The following is a 20,718-nucleotide window of genomic DNA, read 5'->3' on the forward strand; positions in this document are numbered from 1 at the left end:
GACAATGTATGTCAACGTTATAACTTTTTTTCAACTTTAAAACTCCTTATAAAGTAGTTACTTCTTAAGTGTCTACTTTACAAGGAGTTTATTGTTTTAGATGTATAGGTTACATACAAACTAGTTATTGAATTAAATTATGTTGGAATGCATAAATAACAGCTTGTGTTCTATCTTGTACTTCCAATTTACTTAATATGTTACTTACATGAGTTTTAACTGTTTTTATGGTGATATGTGATGCACTAGCGATTTCCTGATTGGAATAGCCTTTAGCAATAAGTAACAATATTTCCATTTCTCGTTCTGTTAACATTTCATATAATTCAGCTCGTTTTTTCATACGATTACGCATTTTTACTAATACTTCAGGTTCAAAAACAGATTCCCCATTATATGTTTTACGTACAGCATCAGCAATATCTTTAGCACTTGTTGTTTTTAAAATATAACTATCAACGCCAGCATCCAAAGCACGATAAACTTCATTATCTTCTATAAAGCTTGTTAGCATTAATACTTTAATATGTGGTAAGTCTTTTTTTATTTGAGTAGTAGCTTCGACACCATCCATATCTTCCATTAATAAATCCATTAAAATTAAGTCCGGATTCAAGTCATGTGCCTTCGATATAGCATCCTTACCTGATTCACCTTCACCTACTACTTCTATATCACTTTGTGTTGATAAATAACTAGAAATACCGATACGAACCATTTCATGGTCATCCACAAATAATACTTTAATCGTCATATGAATCCTCCTTATTAAGAGGTGCTTTTACCTCTATACGCGTTCCTGCATCCGGCATTGAAATTATATGGAATGTCGCACCAATTTCTAATGCTCTTTCTTCCATATTCTTCAAGCCATAACTTTGTTTTACTTTATCATTCATATCGAAGCCTTTACCGTCATCTTGAATTCTTAATAACAGATAATCTTCATTGTTAAATAATTCAACAGTCACTTTAGTACCATCGGAGTGTCTAAGTGTATTAGAAATTGCTTCTTGAGTAATTCTAAATAAATGATCTTCAATTCCTTTTGGTACTTTGAACTCTTGAATGTCATGGACAACTTTCATAGGTACTTTCTTCTGTAAATCTACAACTAAGTCTTTAATGCCCTCTCCTAATGACTTATCTTTTAATCCTAGAGGTCTTAAATGTAATAATAGTGCTCTCATCTCCAATTGCGCATCTTGCACCATTTTTTCCAAAATAGGAATTTGTTGATCTAATGGTGGCTCTAAAGTCGTCTCCTTAATTGCAGAAAGCATCATACTAGCAGCGAATAATTGCTGACTGACTGAGTCATGTAATTCTCTAGCTAGACGTTGTCGTTCATCTTCGATTATTTTTTTAACTTTGACATCATTAATATTATAATTTTCGTTAGTTAAATTTTGTGTCTTTAATCTTAATTTATGTAATTCTTGATTTAAAGGCACTAATGTATGATATAACTCAATCGTTTCACTATACAGTTCAATATTTTGGTCATTAATACCAACAGTTTCACCTTCTATAGAGCGTTCAATTTGAGTCTTAATCCATTCATTTTGTTGATTAATCTTATAAGCTAAAATAGATCCTACAATAATACATAAGAAGATAATAATTAAATTTAAAAATAGAAATACTGGAATACCAAAAATTTGGGTATAAAACATCCCTTGAAAATAAATGATATTAACAAACACTTTATCAATAAAGAAAAATGCCGCTAACATACTATATACTAAAATCAACATAGAACCTATCGTTCTTATATAGTGATTCATCGATAAACCACCTCTACGTCTCCTATAAATGTTGATACGTAGATATTAATCGTGTAATTGTCAGTTTTCACTATTTCTTCAATGTGAATATTATCATTTTCAACTTTATAAGATTTATCATTGACATATGCGCTACCGTAGAATGCTGCCATATGTAAATTAATATTGTAATTAATAGGCACTAACACTTGGACTTTACCTAAGATATGTCTCACGACAATTGTATTATTTTCTTTAATGTTTGCCGCCTTTGTTAAATCAATGTGTAAATCCCCAATACCATGTTGTATTTGGACATCTTGCCATTTATAGACATAGACTGGTGTTTTTTGCTCACCAAACCACTTTTGTTTGATAAATGATGGGGACGACATTGTTTCTTCTGTCGCTATAACTTTCATCGGTTTAAATTTATGAATAAGATAGCGAATCATTAATAGTAATAAAAATAAGAACAAAATAATAATTGTGTATTTGTTTGATAATAAAGTAAATGCTATTAACAATGCACCAATCCAAAACGCTAATAAACCTCTAATTTTGTGGAAATATAAATATCCTACATAAACTAGAACACATCCTAATAATAAAACAAGTAAAAATCCAATTTTCTCAAAGAAAATATAGTAGAAATTAGCAATAATCATTAATGCCGTAAAAATAATCAACATTTGTGTTGATATATATTTATGTGTCATGCTTCGCCGCCTTTCTATGCTACAGCGTTCATATAATTTATTAAGTAACACTCATTTTCTGTTGTTAGTCTCTCTTGTGATTGTAATTTAATTTCTGCTTCAATACGAGCATAATCTGTTTCAACACTATTAAGTTGTGCTTTAATGCGTTCAATTTCTAAATGATTAATTTCACTGACACAACTTACTTCATATTTATCAGCAATATCAATATATTTATTTTCTAATGTAAACATCAGACTGTCAATTAACTTACTAAGCTGTGCTTTCTTGTCTGTTAAATACTTGATATATCCTTCAAGATTTTTTAGTTTTTCGTCTAAGACCATGCGATAATCTATAATGTTATTTTTAACTGTTGCTTTTAAAAAGTTATTTATATAATGTTCAACATAATTCATATTACTCACCTTTTCATAATAATTAATCATAGGTTCAATGTATATATTTTGTAACTATATGATTTAAATTAACTATGAAAGTATCATAGTCTCAAAGCTAGACATCATTTTATACATTCGTCCTTCTATTCTTTATTATTATAAAATAATTCCGGAGCTATTATTAATAGGCTCCGGAACGATATAGCTTTCATACTTTGGTCTTAGTTAGAAAATGTTATTAAATTGAAGGCGATTTAGTCGTCAATTTTCGTTGTTAAAATTGGACCATCTTTCGTAACGATAACTGTATGTTCTATTTGTGCTACAAAACTTTTGTCTTGTGTTTCAAACGCCCATTCATTTTTACCTTCTGATACAAAACTAGCATTTGAAGAAATAAATGGTTCAACAGCTAAAACAAGTCCTTCAGTTAATAATGTTTTATCTTTAGGGTCAAAATAATTCAACACATGTGCTGGTGCTTCATGTAATGATTGACCGACACCATGACCAGTTAAATTTTTAATCACTTTTAAATCATTTTGACGTGCTGTATTATGCACTGCTTTACCTATGTTACTTAGTTTAGTGCCTGGTTTTACTTTTGTCATAGCATTTTCAAAAGCCATGATTGCTACATCACATACTTTTTGTTTAAGTGGATTGTCTGCTTCCCCAACAACAAATGAAATACCAGTATCTGCATAGTAGCCATTTTTTAAAGCTGAAACATCAATATTTACTAAATCTCCTTCACGAATCACTCGTTTACTAGGAATGCCATGGGCAACTTCTTCGTTTACACTGATGCATGTTTGACCAGGGAAATTTTCATCATGAATAGGTGCTGATAAAGCCCCATGTTGTTCAAATAATTCTTTGGCAATGTTATCTAACTCTTTCGTTGTGACACCTGGTTTAGTTGCTTGTTGCATTGTGTCACGCACAACAGCACAAATATAACCAATGTCTTTTAACGCTTGTAATTCTTCATCTGTTTTTACAATCATGTTATCCCGTTCCTTTTTATAATATTATAACTTATTATAGCAAATATTCTTTGATATACTAAAGATGTAACTACGTTATTTTATAAATTCTATTATTTAATATTGGTAGACGAACATAATTTCAATACTGAACAACATATGATATTTTAATTTTTAAATGGCAAAGAGGGCTAAACATGAACGAACATTGGTATAAACATTTTATTGGTGCACGTACAATCAAGACAGGTATTGCTATCTTTTTCACTACTTTATTTTGTATGGCTTTAAATCTAACACCTATTTATGCCATCTTAACAGCAATTGTAACAATTGAACCTACTGCTAAAGCATCTTTAAAAAAGGGATATAGACGCTTACCTGCAACAGTTATGGGTGCAGGGTTTGCAGTGATCTTCACTTACATATTTGGTGACCAATCACCTTTTACATATGCGTTAAGTGCTACATTTACGATTATATTCTGTACTAAATTAAATCTACAAGTGGGTACAAATGTCGCGGTCTTAACATCTGTAGCTATGATTCCAGGTATCAACGATGCTTATATGTTTAACTTTTTATCTAGAACATTAACGGCGATTATTGGTTTAGTTACTTCAGGCTTAATTAACTTTATTATTTTCCCACCTAAATACTACAATCAAGTTGAAACAAGATTATCTAGCACAGAACAGTTGATGTATAAATTATATTACAATCGTTGTCAGGAGCTTATTTTGGGACATATTCAATCTGATAAAAGTAATAAAGCTTTTAAGAAATTGTTTAACTTAAATACCGAAATTGAAACACTTATTAGTTATCAACGCGATGAACTTAGTTATCATAAAAAGAAAGCGTGTGATTGGCAATTGCTCAATCAAATGACGAAACGCGCTTACACAAATCGTTTATTTATTACTCATTTATCAAATATCATATACTTACCTCGAAACACTAAAATAACATTTACAACTGCTGAACGCGTTGCTATTTTAACGATCAGTCAAAATATTAAAATGATAGTTAATGAAGGCACCTTTAATCGTGAATCTGAGGCAGTCAACACGTTAAAGCATAGTATTAAAGCACTTGATATAAAAGACCAAAACCAAATAAAGAGTCATCTTATCTACGAATTTTTAATGATGTACCGTTTACTCGATAATAGATATGCATAAACAATTGTTTAGTTCTAAAATTATGTAATCTAAATAAGATGACTCACCATATTTATAAAAAACACGACCATCTCTATGATTTAATAAATAGAAATGGTCGTGTTTATATATTAATAATGTTTATTTATTTTTGTTAGCACGATCAATTAATACTTGCTTCGCTTGTTGCTCTGCTTCATTATCGATGTCTTTAGGTTCAAATGGAATCCCTTTACGTTCACATGCTTTTTCTAATAAATAGTCAGTGATTTCATAGTTTTTAGGTAATATTGGTCCATGCAAATAAGTGCCAAGTAAGTTTTTATAATGGATACCTTCTTTTTTATCATCATCGTTATTACCATAACCATAAGTCACTTGGCCTAATGTACCAAAATTATGATATGTTCTACCTCCATGATTTTCAAAACCAACAATTGTACCAAATGTATCACTTTCTATAACAATATCACCTGTTAACCTTTCAGTTTGAGACTGTGTATAGAAATCTAAAATACCTAATCCTTCAAGTTCAGTACCATCAGGCGTAATATATTTATTTCCTAAAAATTGGTAACCACCACAAATTGTTAATCCTGGCATACCATCTTCTATTGCTTCTTTTAAAGGTGTTTTAATTTTTTCTAATTCTTTAGTAGCAAGTGCTTGTTCTCTATCACTACCGCCACCAATAAAGAAAATATCGCATTCATCAAAAGTTACGCCTTCTGTTACATTAATTTCTACAACGTTAACTTTGATATTTCGTTTCTTAGCTCTTTGTTTTAAAGCGATAATATTGCCAATATCACTATATAAATTTAATTTATCAGACATAAAATGATATATAGTCAATTCATTCATTTATGATTGACCTCCTTCAAATGAGCGGTTAAGTTGTTCTAACATTGGTGCTAATGACGTATAGTTAGGTATCGCCACAGTAAAGCCTGTATAATCCATTGTTTTCGCTGTTGCTTTATAGATATCACGTTCAACTATAATTGGTACATCTACTTCAGCAAGTTTTAAGCGTAATTGTAATTCTTCAGCTCTATTACCTGTAACAATGATTGTTTCTATATCTTGATTAGCTAACTTTTCAAAATCTGCATCATAAATCCATGACGTGTCACGTCCATCTGCTGCATTATCATTCAATGAAATGACATACACTTTACGACCTTCTAATTGTTCACCTACAGATAAACTGGCGTTCATACCAGCTGGATTTTTTGCTAAATTAATCATAGCTTCTTTGTGATCTTTTTTAAAATATTGCATACGCCCATTATCAGACGTATATGTTTCAAAACCATTTTTAATTGATTGGTAATTTAACCCTAATTCTTTTAAAACTGTATATGCTGCAAGTGCATTATATGCGTTAAAATCACCAGCAATCTTCATGTCATATCGTTCATCATTGATCGTTAACTGTAAAAATGGTGCAACTTCAAAAGTAGAAACTTCATATGTTGGTTGTTCACGTTTGAAACCACATTGACAATGATAATGACCTATTTGATTGTAATGTATATAATCATACTGTAATAAACGTCCACAATTTGGGCAATATCTACTTTCATTCATTGTACTTTGTTCAAATTCATGTGCATGAGCTTTCATACCATAATATACAATATCATCACTCGCAATTTTCAAACGACTCACAAAAGGATCATCAGCATTAAGTAATAATTTAATACCTTTATTACTAATTGTATCGGCAATATTATTAACCATAATATCAATTTCACCAAAACGATCCATTTGATCTCTAAAGAAATTAGTAAATACCATCATAGATGGTGTCACTTCTTTTAATACTCTTGGTATAGATCCTTCATCAATTTCAATAATTGCAATTTTAGTCTTCGGAGTTGTTTGCATAATAAAAGCAGATGTAATACCAGCTGCCATATTTGCGCCCTCATTATTATGAATAATATTAATATTATTTTCTTTGAGTGTATGTCCAATTAAGTTTGATGTTGTCGTTTTACCATTAGTACCACTAATAAATACAATATCATCTACTTGTTCGGCTAATTTTCTTAAAATATTAGTATCCACTTTTCTAGCAATTTGGCCAGGTAAATCCGTACCTTTTTTGCCTACTGCTCTACTCGCTTTACGAGCAAGCTTAGCCAGATGGATTGCAGTCCACTGTCTCATGTGTTTCCTCCTCAAATTTGCATTCGTATAATTATAACATGACTTTGCAACTTCAAAAAAGTTTCATTACTTCTGAAATAATCATGCCATTATTAATTTAAAATAATTCTCAATTAGATAGTTAAAAATGATATTTATTCTCAATTAGATTAAAATTTTAGGACTTAAATTAAAATTATTATTATTTACATTTTAAAATTTCTTTGTTACACTTAATTTAAATTCAAAATAATAATTTATAAATACGAGGTGTATTAACATGTTAAACAAAGAACTATTAGAAGCTTTAAACGAACAAATGAACCACGAATATTTTGCTGCACATGCTTATATGGCAATGGCTGCGTATTGCGACAAAGAATCTTACGAAGGCTTCGCTAATTTTTATATCCAACAAGCAAAAGAAGAACGATTCCATGGACATAAAATTTATAACTATATTAACGACCGTGGTGAACATGCTGAATTCAGAGCAATACCAGCACCAAAAATTGATTTCTCAAGTATTTTAGAAACATTTAAAGATGGTTTAGCACAAGAACAAGATGTTACTAAACGTTTCTATAATCTATCTGAAATTGCTCATAAAGATAAAGATTATGCTACAATTTCTTTCTTAAATTGGTTCTTAGATGAACAAGTTGAAGAAGAATCAATGTTCGAAACACATATCGATTATTTAAGTCGTATTGGTGACGACAGTAATGCACTTTACTTATATGAAAAAGAATTAGGTGCAAGAACTTTCGACGAAGAATAAGCGCCTGGGACGAAAAGTATTTTACACTTAAAATTAAGCATTGGGCAGTAACTGTCCTGTTTTCAAAAAGTTGATCAATCAATATTTTAAAAACATAGTCAGTCTTGCCGGTTTGGGATTATGAAATAAATTTTATCGAAAATTTATTTCTGTCCCAAACCCACCTTTTATTTGTTAGGGGATGGTAAACTTTTGATGATTAAATCAAAGGTATCATCCCCTTTTTACTGTTTACTTATAAGTCAATTTAGTGTATTTTCCATTAAAAATTCTCTAAACTATCTTTATATGGTTCTCTTCCAAATTGGACCGATACATAATTATTCGTTTTTAATTTATCAGTCCTAAAATATAGAGAACAGTTTAATATTAAATTTTAAGACAAGTATCTAATGTTCTCTAATAAATTGGTCTCCTAATTTCGATATTATATAATATTATTTGTATCTTAGCGCAAAAATAGAGCATCTAACTTAGTGAAAGGAGTTAATGTCATGACAAATAATTCTTTTGTTGCACTTGATTTTGAAACGGCCAATGGTAAACGAACAAGTATATGTTCGGTTGGTATGGTTAAAGTCATTGATAATCAAATTACAGAATCATTCCATACTTTAGTTAACCCTCAAGACTATTTTTCCCAGCAAAATATTAATGTGCATGGTATTGAACCACAAGATGTTGAACAATCTCCAACATTTGATTACGTCTTTCCGTATATGATGCAATTTATTGATAATCTACCAGTTGTTGCTCATAATGCAGCTTTTGATATGAATGTATTGCATCAAAGCATAAAAAATATTGGTCTTCCAACACCGACGCTCAAATATTTTTGTAGTTATCAACTCGCCAAACGTACTGTAGATTCTCATCGTTACGGCTTAAAATATATGATGGAATTTTATCATTTAGATTTTCATGGTCATCACGATGCTTTAAATGATGCTAAAGCTTGTGCAATGATTACATTTAGATTATTAAAACATTATAATGATCTTAACCATGTTATGACGATCTATGGTAAAAATTTACAAGATAAAGGTTAGCAAATACTTCTAATATTTTGAAGCTTGCTAACCTTTTTAAATAAAATCATAAATAGTCATATTTTTATAAGACGATGGCTCTAAATTACCTACAGTTACCCCAATTAATCTTATGGGAATATCTGGATCCTTCAATTCATTATAAAGTGCATATGCAATATTATATATATCATTTTCTGTATTGACTGAATCCCTTAAACTTGTTTGTTTAGAATAGGTTTCAAATTGATATGTCTTAATTTTTACTGTAACTGTCTTAGCTGATTTCTGAAGCTCATTTAATCGTTCAGCTGTCTTTCCTGACAATTCCCAAACTTTACGCAATATTTGTTCGTCATCATTTACATCGGTGGCAAATGTACGCTCAGTACCTATTGATTTACGTATTCTAGAAGATTTAACCTCACTATGGTCAATACCTCGTGCTTTATTATATAGTCCTCTGCCTCTTTTACCAAATAACCTTATTAATTCAAATTCACTTTTTTGATATAAATCTTGACCGGTATATATATTGTTATCATGCATCACTTTTTTAGAAGCTTTACCAACGCCTGGAAAATCTCCAATATCTAACCCCATGATGATGTCATGTACATTATTGTAATCTATAACTGTCATACCATTAGGTTTGTTCATACCACTGGCTAATTTTGCTAGAAATTTATTATATGATACACCTGCAGATGCAGTTAATTCTGTTTGCTCAAAAATATCTCGTCTAATATATTGCGCGATTTGAGAAGCGGGTAAGTCAGGTCTCACTAAATCAGTAATATCTAAATATGCTTCATCTAAAGACATAGGTTCAACTTTATCAGTATAACTGCGAAAGATAGCCATAATTTGTTGTGATGTTTTTCTGTATTCACCAAAGCGATGTGTAACATAATAACCATTGGGACATAATTTATGCGCTTGTGACATTGGCATAGCTGAATGAACACCATACTTGCGTGCTTCATAAGAAGCTGTAGACACTACACCTCTATTACTTGCTTTTCCACCAACAATGACAGGTTTACCTTTAAGTTTTGGATTATCTCTCATTTCCACCTGAGCAAAAAAGTAATCCATATCTATATGAATAATTCTTCTTTCAGCCATGCCCTCACCTCACTTTTATTTTTATAAGTTAACAAAAAAAGACCTCACTACAATTATACGCTCTGCATCATTAATTTACATAATTGATGCACTAAGTATCATTTGTACTGAGTCTTAAATAATATTATTGAATTGGTTTTTGATTATATAAGTATAAACTCTCTGTGTCTTGTTGCACATATTTAAAATTACTCGTCATCGCGAATGTCACTAATAAAAGATCTATTAAGCAATACGCCGTATGCATACTAAAAATAAATATAATAGATGAATAGCCAAATTGTTTAATTAAAATAAGTAAAACACTACTAATTATAATAAATGGAGCAAGCATAATGATAGCAAACTGCCATTTGTTATAACAAGCATTTGAAGTATGAAAGAGTATGTTACCTTTTTTAATTTGCAACATTGGTTGGCAATCTTTTTTAAAGATAATAAATAATAAGCGATGAATGAATTCATGTATAACAAGTACGATTGCAAATCCTAAGAAACCATATATTAAATTAACAATAATATTTTGGTCTATAATTGCAGTGACATCTAGTGCCCACTTATAAGTAAATAATATGACAAATAATGCAATGATCATTTGCACTACAATAAATCTTTTAATGTTGAAATTATTGTCAGATAAATCGATTTTATGCATTGCCAACCCTCCCAAGTAACTACGTCTTAGTCGTTATTAATCATAGTATACATTGTAAAATTTGATTAAAAAAGTACTTTTCAAGAAAGTAAATTGGCTGTAATAAAATCTTAATAATCGACATTATTCTATCATAAATAAACTTAACACAATATGTCTTCTAAGCTATTTTAAGTCGAATTGAGCAACTGTTTCTACATGCGTTGTATGAGGAAACATATCTACTGGTGTAATTTCAATAAGTTTATATTTCTCAGCTAGCATTAATGCATCACGTTGTTGTGTCGATGGATTACACGAAATATAAACAATACGTTTTGGAGCTAGTTCTAATAATGTATTGATAAACGTTTCGTCACAGCCTTTTCTTGGTGGATCAACCATAACAACATCTGGTTTAATCCCTTGTGCTTTCCATTGTAAAATAACTTCTTCTGCTTTCCCACAGACAAAAGTAGTATTTTCACATTGGTTTAAAGTCGCATTGTACTGTGCATCTTTAATTGCAGAAGGTACGACTTCGACACCATACACATGTTTAGCGTAAGGTGCCATGTACAATCCGATAGTTCCTATACCACAATAAGTATCAAGTACTGTTTCGTTACCAGTTAACTGAGCATAAGAGATTGCTTGATTATAGAGCTTTTCAGTTTGCTCTGAGTTAATTTGATAGAATGATTGGTCACTTATTTCAAATGTACTATCAGATAATTGATCTTCAATGGTATCTTGGCCGTATAAAGTTATGGAATGCTGCCCCATAATCACATTAGAGTGACTATCATTAATATTTTGTTTAATACTTGTTATGTTAGGAAATGCCTCTAAAAGTGCATTGATAATGACTTCAGCATTTTTAAATTTCTTACCGTTTGTCACAAAAATAACCATCATATCATCCGTATGGTAACCTGTTCTAACAACTAGATGTCGCAATGAGCCTTTTTTTGTATATTCATTATAAATACTAATATTTAAATCATTTAGCATAGCTTTAACTAAGTTCATAACTTGCTGATGTCGATAATCTTGAATTAAACAACTATCCATATCGATAATGTCATGACTACGTTGACGATAAAAGCCCATGATAGCTTCATTATCCTTATTTTTCCCTACTGGGATTTGTGATTTATTTCTATAACGCCATGGATCATCCATACCAATAGTGTCATTAATGGTAACATCAGTGAAATGTGCTTTTCTCTGAAATAAATTAATAACTTGTTCTTTCTTCATTGCCAATTGTGCTGGATAAGATAAATGTTGTAATTGACAACCACCACATTTTTGGTAATAAATGCAAGGTGGTTCAACACGTTCTTGACTCTTAGTATTAATATTTAATAATTTACCGATTGCAAAATTCTTTTTTACTTTGATTACTTTATATTCTATTTCTTCAGCAATTAATGCTTGTGGAATGAATATAGGATATCTATCTACTTTAACAACACCATGACCTTCGTGAGTTAAATCTACAACAGTTCCCGTTTTTATATCATTTTTATTAATTGTTTCCACAACACTACCCCCATAAATAAAAGGCTAGGAAGTTAATTAAAGCTTTTCCTAACCTTATTTGATGCTATATTTACTCTATCTCTACATGTTCATTATTTAATAATTCATCGTTAACGATATCTTTAGGTGCAAACACTTCAATATGCCTTTCTAAATTTAAAAAGTTCGCCGGTAACTTACCACCATATTCACCATCAACATTTAATTGTAAATCTGTGAATGATGAAATATTAACTGATTTAGCTTTTTCATAAATTACTTTTGGATGTTTGATATGTTCGCCACGTGATGCTAATGTCATAATATGACCAAGTTCCGCAAGATTAGCCTTTTCGATGATAATTAAAGTAAAATAGCCATCATCTAATTTAGCATCTGGAACTAACTTTTCGAAGCCTGCCATAGAATTCGTAAGTCCTAAAAAGAATAACAATGCTTCACCTTGGAATACATTACCATCATATTCAATTCTTAAGTCTACAGCTTTCATTTGTGGTAGCATTTCAAAGCCTTTAATATAATATGCAAATGGTCCAACGATAGACTTTAATTTACTAGGTGTCTCATAAGAAACTTGCGTTAGTTGTCCACCAGCTGCTAAATTAATAAAGTAACGATTATTCATTTTACCTATATCAACTTTTGTTGAATGACCTTCTATAATAACGTCTAATGCGCCCATAATATCATTAGGAATATGTAAAGCTCGACCAAAGTCATTGACTGTACCCATAGGAATGACACCTAATTTAGGTCTATTTGGTCGCTCGGCTATACCGTTAACAACTTCGTTTAACGTACCATCGCCACCAGCCGCAATTAAAATATCATATTTATCGTTTAATGCACGTTCAGCTTCAATCGTTGCATCGCCAATTTTTTCAGTGGCATATGCACTTGTTTCATATCCCGCTTTTTCTAATTTAATTAATGCATCAGGTAATACTCTTTTAAATAGTTCTTTACCAGATGTCGGGTTATAAATGATTCTTGCACGTTTCCTCATATCTTATCCCTCGACTCATCTAACTCTTATTTTAATTTAAGTCATAACGTAGGTATATCATCAGTTAATTAGTTCACTAATGCAATTAAATTGAATTTGTCACGTTATGATTGCTATAAAATTAATTACATTCAATTTACATTAACAGATTAATACAGCATTTCTGTTCTCTTTAGTCGCTATTACTTTGTTATGCTAGTCACTCGATTGAATCGACATTAACATAACGTGCGTTTAATCTTATACCTTATTATTATACAGTTAGACTGAATATAATTAAAGCTAACACATACATAAAGTTTGTTTTTTTAGTAAATTACTATTATTTATGAAACTAAGATAAAAGTATATTTAGTGGCTTTTAAAATTGAGTAGCAACTATCTGAATTATAAAACAGCCTAGGAAGCCTGAGATAAAAAGCATTTCAAATTAAACATTGGGCAGTAACTGACTAGTTTTCAAAATATTGTTAAATCAACATTTAAAAAAATAGTCAGTCTTGCAGGGCTGGATGACGAAATAAATATTATAGAACATTTATTTCTTTCCACTCCCATTGCAATCTAATCAGTGTTGTCTGGAAAGTATTAATAATGCTTGTTAGAAAGATTTTCTCTCCTATTTTGGACTATAACATCATTATTCACTTTTTATTTATTGCTTTAAAAAAACTGAAAACTTTATTGCTAAACTACCCTTATAAATATGTGAAAAAATATCTCCTTGAAAGATAGATCCTTTCAAGGAGATATTTATATCGATAAATTCAAATTATCTTTTATCTAGTTCTTGTTTTAATAATTGGTTAACCATTTGTGGATTAGCTTGGCCTTTTGATGCTTTCATAATTTGTCCAACTAAGAAGCCCATTGCTTTGCCTTTACCATTTTTATAGTCTTCAACAGATTGCTGATTGTTATCTAATGCTTCATTTACAAATTTTAGAAGTGTGGCTTCGTCAGAAATTTGTACTAAGCCTTTATCTTCCATAATTTGTTTAGCATCGCCACCATTAGCAGCTAATTCTGGGAATACTTTTTTAGCAATTTTACTACTCATCGTACCATCTTCAATTAATTTAATCATACCAGCTAAGTTTTCTGGTGTTAATTTAGTATCTTGTAATTCTACTTGGTTTTTATTTAAGTATTCGTTTACGCCACCCATTAACCAGTTTGATGTTAATTTAACATCAGCGCCATGATCAATAGTTTCTTCGAAGAAATCAGACATTACTTTAGTAAGTGTCAAGACGTGAGCATCATATGCTGGTAAACCTAAATCATTCACATATTTTGCTTTACGTTCATCAGGTAATTCTGGAATTGTTTGGCGTACACGTTCTTTCCATGCTTCGTCAATATATAAAGGTACGATATCTGGTTCAGGGAAGTAACGATAATCATCTGACCCCTCTTTAACACGCATTAAAATTGTTTTACCAGTAGATTCGTCAAAACGACGAGTTTCTTGACCAATTTCTCCACCATTTAATAATTCTTCTTCTTGACGTTTTTCTTCATATTCTAAACCTTTACGTACAAAGTTAAATGAGTTTAAGTTCTTTAATTCAGCTTTTGTACCAAATTCTTTTTGACCATATGGTCGTAAAGAAATATTAGCATCACAACGTAATGAACCTTCTTCCATTTTCACATCTGACACGCCAGTATATAAAATAATAGAACGTAGTTTTTCTAAGTATGCATATGCTTCTTGAGGAGATCGAATATCAGGTTCAGAAACGATTTCAATTAATGGTGTACCTTGTCGGTTTAAATCAACTAATGAATAGTCACCTTTATGCGTTGATTTACCAGCATCTTCTTCCATATGCAAACGTGTAATACCAATACGTTTTGTTTCGCCATCAACTTCTATATCGATATAGCCATTTTCTCCGATTGGTTGATCAAATTGTGAAATTTGGTACGCTTTTGGATTATCTGGATAGAAATAGTTCTTACGGTCAAATTTTGATTCTGTCGCAATTTCCATATTAAGTGCCATTGCCGCACGCATTGCCCAGTCTACAGCACGTTTATTTACAACTGGTAAGACACCAGGATATGCTAAGTCAATAACATTTGTGTTTGAGTTAGGTTCTGCTCCAAAATGTGCTGGTGATGGAGAAAACATTTTTGACTCTGTTTTTAACTCAACGTGGACTTCAAGTCCGATAACTGTTTCAAAATGCATGATTTCCACTCCTTATAATTTTTCATAAACGTCATGTAAGTTGTATTGTGTTTCAAATTGATATGCTACACGATATAACGTTTTTTCATCGAAAGGTTTACCAATGAATTGTAAACCAATTGGACGACCATTAGATTGTCCGCAAGGAACAGAAATACCTGGTAATCCTGCTAAGTTTACAGGTGTTGTTAATAAATCATTGGCATACATTGTTAATGGATCACCAATTTCTTCGCCTAAATTAAATGCTGTTGTTGGTGTTGTTGGTCCAACAATGACATCATAATTTTCAAAGACTTTATCAAAGTCATTTTTTATTAAAGTTCTCACTTTTTGAGATTTTTTATAGTAAGCATCATAATAGCCTGAACTTAAAGCAAATGTTCCTAAGAAGATACGGCGTTTAACTTCTTTACCGAATCCTTCTGATCTAGACATTTTGTATAGTTCATCTAATGTATTGGCTTCTTTAGAATGGAATCCATAACGAATACCATCAAAACGTGATAAGTTAGCTGAAGCCTCTGAAGAAGCAATAACATAATATGATGGAATACCAAATTTAGTATTTGGTAATGATACTTCTTCAACTTCTGCACCTAAATCTTTTAATGTATCAACTGCTTGTTTAACTGATGCTTTAACATCTTCACTAACACCTTCGCCTAAATATTCTTTAGGTAGCGCAACTTTTAAGCCTTTAATATCTTTACCGATATCAGATGTAAAATCAACATCCTCAACTGGTGCACTTGTTGAATCATTAGCATCTAAACCTGAAATAGCTTCAAGTACTATGGCATTATCTTTAACGTTACGAGTTAATGGTCCAATTTGGTCTAATGAAGACGCAAAAGCTACTAAACCGAAACGTGATACACGACCATATGTTGGTTTCATACCTACAATACCGCAATATGCTGCTGGTTGTCTGATTGAACCACCTGTATCTGAACCTAAACTAAATGGTACTAATCCTGCTGCAACAGCTGCTGCTGAACCACCAGAAGAACCACCTGGAACGGCTTGATGATCAAATGGGTTGACAGTCTTTTTAAAGTAAGACGTTTCAGTAGAACCACCCATGGCAAATTCATCCATGTTTAATTTACCAATCAATACAGCATTTTCGTCATGTAATTTTTCCATTACAGTTGATTCATAAATTGGTACAAATCCTTCTAACATTTTACTAGCACAAGTTGTTTCTAAACCATTAGTGATAATATTATCTTTAATTCCCATTGGTATACCAAATAATTTGCCATCCATTTGATCTTTTGCTTGTAAGTCATCTAATTCATATGCTTTTTTCATAGCATTTTCTTTATCTAAAGCTAAAAATGATTTAATTGTAGGATCTGTTTCCTCAATTGCATCATAAATATCACTTACAACATCAGATGGTTTGATTTCTTTATTTTTGATTAATGTTAATAAATTCTCAACAGATTCATAGCGAATGCTCATCCTATGCGTCCTCCTCGTTCATGATTGTAGGAACTTTGAATTGTCCATCTTCTGTCTCTTTAGCATTTTTAAGCGCAAGTTCTTGTGGGATACCATCGATTGCCACATCTTCACGTAAAACGTTTTGTAAATCTAATACATGATATGTAGGTTCAACGCCTTCTGTATCGGCACTATCATTTTGTTTTGCAAAGTCTAAAATACTTTCTAATGTGTTAGCCATTTCTTCTGTTTCTTCAGGAGAAATATGAAGCTTTGCAAGATTTGCTATATGCTCCACTTCTTCACGTGTAACTTTTGTCATTAATAAAAGCCTCCTTTTATTCATTCATCACCAAATTGTATCAAATTTCCACTTAAAAATCTAAGTTTTTATTGACTTATCATGTAAAAATATACATTTGTATGCCTTTATCATACCAATAAAATTAAGAAAACAGAGTATTAATCATGAGTTATTTATTATAGATATTATAAAAATTCATTGTTATGCATTTTATGCATAAAAAATCAATATTGTTTTTTAATTAAGAAAACACTTTCTTCATTGTTATAAAAGTATTTAATAGTGTAAATTTTAATTTTCCTACTTTTCTAAACATTTAACTTTATGTATAATGATTTCATGTAACTTATTAATAATTAAACAAAAGGAGTGTTGATCATGCTTACAATAGGGACTGCTTTAAGTCGACAAGTAGATGCAAATTGGCAAACATACATTATGATTGCTATCTATTTCTTAATACTTATTGTTATCGGCTTTTATGGTTATAAACAAGCTACAGGTAATTTAAGCGAATATATGCTTGGTGGACGTAATATTGGTCCATATATTACTGCTTTATCAGCTGGAGCTTCAGATATGAGTGGATGGATGATTATGGGCTTGCCAGGTTCTGTTTATAGCACAGGGTTGTCAGCAATGTGGATTACAATTGGCTTAACATTAGGTGCATATTTAAACTACTTTATTGTGGCGCCTAGGTTACGTGTGTATACAGAACTCGCAGGAGATGCTATAACCCTACCTGATTTCTTTAAGAATAGATTGAATGATAGAAACAATGTCTTAAAGATTATTTCTGGCTTAATTATCGTTATTTTCTTTACACTTTACACGCATTCTGGTTTTGTATCTGGTGGTAAATTATTCGAAAGTGCTTTCGGTTTAAATTATCATTTCGGATTAATTCTAGTCGCTTTTATTGTCATTTTTTATACATTTTTTGGTGGTTACTTAGCTGTATCAATTACAGACTTCTTCCAAGGTGTCATTATGTTAATCGCAATGGTTATGGTCCCTATTGTAGCCATGATGAACTTAAACGGTTGGGGTACGTTTCATGATGTTGCAGCAATGAAACCGACAAATATGAATTTATTTAAAGGATTATCATTTATTGGTATTGTGTCACTATTTTCATGGGGACTTGGTTATTTTGGACAGCCTCATATTATCGTACGTTTTATGTCTATTAAATCTTACAAATTATTACCTAAAGCACGTCGTCTAGGTATTAGCTGGATGGCTGTTGGATTACTTGGTGCTGTAGGTGTTGGTTTAACAGGTATTGCCTTTGTTCCAGCATATCACGTTAAATTAGATGATCCAGAAACTTTATTTATTGTGATGAGTCAAATTTTATTCCATCCGTTAGTTGGCGGATTTTTACTAGCTGCAATTTTAGCAGCGATTATGAGCACTATCTCTTCACAATTACTTGTTACTTCAAGCTCGCTAACTGAAGACTTTTATAAATTAATACGTGGTGAAGAAAAAGCCAAAACACATCAAAAAGAATTTGTTATGGTTGGCCGTTTATCAGTATTAATTGTTGCAATTGTTGCTTTAGCTATTGCTTGGTCACCAAATGATACGATTTTAAACTTAGTAGGTAATGCGTGGGCTGGCTTTGGTGCATCATTCAGTCCTCTGGTACTTTTCGCCTTATATTGGAAAGGCTTAAGTCGTGCAGGTGCAGTAAGTGGTATGGTTTCTGGTGCTTTAGTAGTAATTATTTGGATTGCTTGGATTAAGCCATTAGCAAGTGTTAATGAAATTTTTGGCTTATATGAAATTATTCCAGGCTTTATTGTCAGTGTGATTGTTACTTATGTAGTGAGTAAATTAACTAAGAAACCTGGAGACTTTGTCGATCGAGATTTAAATAAAGTAAAAGAAATTGTACGAGAGAAATAATTTATGAATTAAAATTAGGAGCCTGAAGTTATTTTAATAAGTTTAGGCTCCTTTTTTATGTACTTTATTTTTTAGTAAGTCTTGCACGAAATTAAAAGCTTTGTCATTGATTAAAATTTAAAAATACTTCTGTTGAAACTACACACTTTTATGTTGATTTAAATCATGTATTTTTGAAAACTGTTTACCGATTAAATCATCGAATTTAGAGAAAACTGCTACTAATTCACTCCATGTTTTGATATAGTACCTCGCTAATTTATTTTTTTATTTTCGTAAATTTCAAGTTTAAGTTAGCCACTTATATTTTTTAAGTAGTACTAACGTTTTAGGCTCTTTTCTGTTTTGTAAACCCAAGATGAGTGGTAGATATTCTATCTATTACTCATCTTGGGTTAGTAACAGCTAAAGTATTTAGCTGTTAAATAACTATAATAGATTTAATACTTTTAATGCTTGAGCCATTCTATGATGAGCTGTGTCATAGCCTAGGATTTTTCTAGGATAATCATTCATAAATTGTTGCACTTGTTTTAAGCGACATTGACTCACGGTTGATAGATCAGTTCCTTTAGGTATAAATCGACGTAACATTTTATGTTGATTTTCACTGGTACCACGTTCAAATGATGAAAATGGATGTGCGAAATAAATATTGATGTCATGACCAAATTCTTCATATAATGATGCGAATTCTGAGCCATTATCTGCTGTGATTGATTTGAATATATGTGGTGTGAGCGACTTTAAATGCTTAAATATTGATGTTAATCCTTGTGAGACTGAATGAGCGCTTTTATCATTAATCAGCTTTAAGATTTCAAAACGTGTAGCACGTTCAACGAGTGTTAAGATGACAGGTTTAGATTTATCTTTGGTACTGATGACAGTATCGATTTCCCAATGTCCAAAGGTTTGACGAGATTGGACGTCCTGTGGACGCTGTTCAATACTTGGACCTAAAATACGACGATGTGTACGATGATAAGTTTGATTAGACATTCGACGTTTTAACTTCTCTAAAAGATGGATATTTTTAGTCGCCATGATATTATCATTAATCCAAGCATATAAAGTTGTCACACATGGTATTAAATCTTTACGGAATACATTTTCACGATGAGCACATGCCACAACAGCTTCAGGTGACCAACGTTGTTGAATCATTAAGTCATCAGCCCAAGCTATAAAATGAGGATTTTTCCGCCATAAAGATTGTGCGCCACAACGTTGTCGATTCTTGTAGTAATTTTGTTGTGCGAGTGATGGAATATATTGGAATTGTTCATATTCATAAACTTTATCTTGATATTTTTGGCGTGAAATTTGACGTGTAGTACCGCGTTTTATTTCATTATGGATAGTTTGAGGCGCACGTCCTAATTCACGTGCAATAGCACGATTAGAAAAGCCTAAATCTTTAAGGGTTTCGATACGAATGCGTTCTTCATAAGTTAGGTGTGTTCCTTTATGTTTTATCGTGTTAAAATGATTTTGCGTCATGTGAATTCATCCTTTATTGAAGAGTGTGAGAGCCTCAATA

General features: G+C 31.3%; 19 protein-coding genes. 4 read left to right on the plus strand and 15 right to left on the minus strand.

Going from position 1 to position 20,718, the window contains the following annotated elements; translation table 11 throughout:
- Positions 1-124: 124 nt before the first annotated feature.
- From vraR to map, 5 genes are all read right to left on the minus strand, one after another.
- A complete protein-coding gene (vraR, locus tag J3R86_RS08550; RefSeq protein ID WP_002464447.1) occupies positions 125-754 on the minus strand; it encodes a response regulator transcription factor VraR in 630 nt (209 codons plus the stop codon).
- On the minus strand, positions 744-1,787 hold the full coding sequence (vraS, locus tag J3R86_RS08555; protein ID WP_207516936.1) for a sensor histidine kinase VraS: 1,044 nt from the start codon (positions 1,785-1,787) through the stop codon (positions 744-746). The genes vraR and vraS overlap by 11 nt, the downstream gene beginning before the upstream one ends.
- Positions 1,784-2,485: a cell wall-active antibiotics response protein VraT gene (gene vraT / locus J3R86_RS08560; RefSeq protein WP_207516937.1), complete on the minus strand. Its 702-nt coding sequence runs from the start codon at positions 2,483-2,485 to the stop codon at positions 1,784-1,786. The genes vraS and vraT overlap by 4 nt, the downstream gene beginning before the upstream one ends.
- Positions 2,486-2,499: 14 nt before the next feature.
- The gene (locus J3R86_RS08565; protein ID WP_207516938.1) at positions 2,500-2,886 is read right to left on the minus strand and encodes a hypothetical protein; all 387 of its coding nucleotides are present in this window, start codon (positions 2,884-2,886) and stop codon (positions 2,500-2,502) included.
- Positions 2,887-3,122: 236 nt separating this feature from the next.
- A complete protein-coding gene (gene map / locus J3R86_RS08570) occupies positions 3,123-3,878 on the minus strand; it encodes a type I methionyl aminopeptidase (protein WP_207516939.1) in 756 nt (251 codons plus the stop codon).
- A gap of 176 nt (positions 3,879-4,054) precedes the next feature.
- Here map and J3R86_RS08575 point away from each other — a divergent pair, with 176 nt between their 5' ends.
- The gene (locus J3R86_RS08575; protein WP_207516940.1) at positions 4,055-5,041 is read left to right on the plus strand and encodes an FUSC family protein; all 987 of its coding nucleotides are present in this window, start codon (positions 4,055-4,057) and stop codon (positions 5,039-5,041) included.
- Between the two features lie 120 nt (positions 5,042-5,161).
- Here J3R86_RS08575 and J3R86_RS08580 read toward each other — a convergent pair whose 3' ends face one another.
- Together J3R86_RS08580 and J3R86_RS08585 are read right to left on the minus strand one after the other, a co-directional pair.
- On the minus strand, positions 5,162-5,884 hold the full coding sequence (locus tag J3R86_RS08580) for a lipid II isoglutaminyl synthase subunit GatD (protein WP_207516941.1): 723 nt from the start codon (positions 5,882-5,884) through the stop codon (positions 5,162-5,164).
- Complete coding sequence (locus J3R86_RS08585; protein ID WP_207516942.1) at positions 5,885-7,198, minus strand: lipid II isoglutaminyl synthase subunit MurT; 1,314 nt, start codon at positions 7,196-7,198, stop codon at positions 5,885-5,887.
- A 259-nt stretch (positions 7,199-7,457) separates the two neighbouring features.
- Here J3R86_RS08585 and ftnA point away from each other — a divergent pair, with 259 nt between their 5' ends.
- Both ftnA and J3R86_RS08595 read left to right on the plus strand, forming a co-directional pair.
- Complete coding sequence (gene ftnA / locus J3R86_RS08590) at positions 7,458-7,958, plus strand: ferritin (RefSeq protein WP_207516943.1); 501 nt, start codon at positions 7,458-7,460, stop codon at positions 7,956-7,958.
- Between the two features lie 494 nt (positions 7,959-8,452).
- Positions 8,453-9,007: a 3'-5' exonuclease gene (locus J3R86_RS08595; RefSeq protein ID WP_207516944.1), complete on the plus strand. Its 555-nt coding sequence runs from the start codon at positions 8,453-8,455 to the stop codon at positions 9,005-9,007.
- 36 nt (positions 9,008-9,043) lie between these two features.
- On the opposite strand, the gene dinB is transcribed toward J3R86_RS08595, so the two are convergent.
- The 7 genes from dinB to gatC form a co-directional block, all read right to left on the minus strand.
- Positions 9,044-10,114 (minus strand): DNA polymerase IV, encoded by a 1,071-nt coding sequence (gene dinB, locus J3R86_RS08600; protein ID WP_207516945.1) that lies wholly within the window; start codon positions 10,112-10,114, stop codon positions 9,044-9,046.
- Positions 10,115-10,238: 124 nt separating this feature from the next.
- Positions 10,239-10,769, minus strand: coding sequence for a DUF3267 domain-containing protein (locus tag J3R86_RS08605; protein WP_207516946.1), 531 nt, complete (start codon positions 10,767-10,769; stop codon positions 10,239-10,241).
- A gap of 165 nt (positions 10,770-10,934) precedes the next feature.
- Positions 10,935-12,296, minus strand: a complete 1,362-nt coding sequence (rlmD, locus tag J3R86_RS08610) for a 23S rRNA (uracil(1939)-C(5))-methyltransferase RlmD (RefSeq protein WP_207516947.1) — start codon at positions 12,294-12,296, stop codon at positions 10,935-10,937.
- A gap of 70 nt (positions 12,297-12,366) precedes the next feature.
- Positions 12,367-13,302 (minus strand): diacylglycerol kinase, encoded by a 936-nt coding sequence (locus J3R86_RS08615; RefSeq protein WP_207516948.1) that lies wholly within the window; start codon positions 13,300-13,302, stop codon positions 12,367-12,369.
- A 772-nt stretch (positions 13,303-14,074) separates the two neighbouring features.
- Positions 14,075-15,502 (minus strand): Asp-tRNA(Asn)/Glu-tRNA(Gln) amidotransferase subunit GatB, encoded by a 1,428-nt coding sequence (gene gatB, locus J3R86_RS08620; protein WP_207516949.1) that lies wholly within the window; start codon positions 15,500-15,502, stop codon positions 14,075-14,077.
- A 12-nt stretch (positions 15,503-15,514) separates the two neighbouring features.
- Positions 15,515-16,972 carry an Asp-tRNA(Asn)/Glu-tRNA(Gln) amidotransferase subunit GatA gene (gene gatA, locus J3R86_RS08625; protein WP_207516950.1) on the minus strand — a complete coding sequence of 486 codons (1,458 nt, stop codon included), beginning with the start codon at positions 16,970-16,972 and terminating at the stop codon, positions 15,515-15,517.
- A gap of 1 nt (position 16,973) precedes the next feature.
- On the minus strand, positions 16,974-17,276 hold the full coding sequence (gene gatC / locus J3R86_RS08630; protein ID WP_002461676.1) for an Asp-tRNA(Asn)/Glu-tRNA(Gln) amidotransferase subunit GatC: 303 nt from the start codon (positions 17,274-17,276) through the stop codon (positions 16,974-16,976).
- A gap of 360 nt (positions 17,277-17,636) precedes the next feature.
- Here gatC and putP point away from each other — a divergent pair, with 360 nt between their 5' ends.
- Complete coding sequence (gene putP, locus J3R86_RS08635; RefSeq protein WP_207516951.1) at positions 17,637-19,175, plus strand: sodium/proline symporter PutP; 1,539 nt, start codon at positions 17,637-17,639, stop codon at positions 19,173-19,175.
- Between the two features lie 429 nt (positions 19,176-19,604).
- Here the strand turns inward: putP and J3R86_RS08640 are convergent, their stop codons facing one another.
- Complete coding sequence (locus tag J3R86_RS08640) at positions 19,605-20,678, minus strand: IS30 family transposase (RefSeq protein WP_207516952.1); 1,074 nt, start codon at positions 20,676-20,678, stop codon at positions 19,605-19,607.
- Positions 20,679-20,718: the final 40 nt, after the last annotated feature.

Origin of the sequence: Staphylococcus simiae (genome assembly GCF_017357005.1) — a bacterium.
In the GTDB taxonomy this organism is placed as follows: domain Bacteria; phylum Bacillota; class Bacilli; order Staphylococcales; family Staphylococcaceae; genus Staphylococcus; species Staphylococcus simiae_A.